The sequence below is a fragment of the Vibrio sp. Y176 genome (assembly GCF_033438945.1).
The window spans coordinates 1-908 of the sequence record NZ_JAWOQS010000206.1; the positions used below are offsets into that span (position 1 = coordinate 1).

The following is a 908-nucleotide window of genomic DNA, read 5'->3' on the forward strand; positions in this document are numbered from 1 at the left end:
AGAAGTGGACGTTGTTTTTCCGTCTTACAACCTCAACGCGCAAGCGGCTGTAAAAGAAGTGACGCCGTCGGCAGATGCCAACTCGCGCAGTTATACCGTAAAGCTTCAATTTGAGCCGCCAACGGCTATCTATCCAGGTACATACGCCAAAGTCGCGTTGACCTTGACCGACGATGTTGTACTTCGCGTGCCAAAAGAGGCGGTTTACCAAGTTGGCCAATTGGACTACGTAAAAGTGGTGCAAGACAGCGGTGAGGTAGAAACTCGGCTTATTCAGCTTGGAGAGTTGGGGAGAGTGCGAACGGGGTTGAAGCAAGGTGACGTAGTGCTGCTGAATCCAAGAGCGCTTTGATAGAACGGTTTCTCTTGTTAACTAGTTAAACGTCTATCTAGCAAACAACATAAAATAGCCCAGCATCATGCTGGGCTATTTTGTTCGTTCAGTTAAGCGTTACCGTTGCGTTTACAGGGCAATGGTCACTCAGTTTGTAATCTAAAACATCTTGTGAGCTAAACAGCGTTTGATGCGCGTTTTTCGCTTTTATTTGCGGGCTAACAATAATGTGATCAATCAAAGAGCGGAATTGGTGTGTTTTGCTTGGGTTTTTATTTGAGCGAACCTTGCAATCGGCTTGAGTATCTCGCGTTACCAATTGTGCATCGTTACCGAGCGTCATGATCGCCCACAACCAATCACGTTGATACGACAAGTTGTGATTGAAATCGCCCATTACGGCATACTGCTCTTTTTTCTTTTCTCTCTCGCTCATCCATTTCGCAAGTGCTTCTCCTTGTTGACTCAGTGTCTGGCAATCACGACTATTTTTATACGCTCCGCTGCATCCTGCTTTTAGATGCACAGAGAGCAGGTGAAGCTCGTCCTTTTGGCTTGGGTTAACGACGATGTA

Annotated in this window: 1 protein-coding gene and 1 pseudogene; one reads left to right on the top strand and one right to left on the bottom strand. The window is 46.5% G+C overall.

Features of this window, described 5'->3' with window-relative positions:
• A pseudogene (locus R7O13_RS25110) lies at positions 1-352 on the top strand (efflux RND transporter periplasmic adaptor subunit); the annotation flags it as partial.
• Between the two features lie 88 nt (positions 353-440).
• Here R7O13_RS25110 and R7O13_RS25115 read toward each other — a convergent pair.
• On the bottom strand, positions 441-908 hold a 468-nt coding region (locus R7O13_RS25115; RefSeq protein WP_412125726.1), incomplete at its 5' end, for an endonuclease/exonuclease/phosphatase family protein.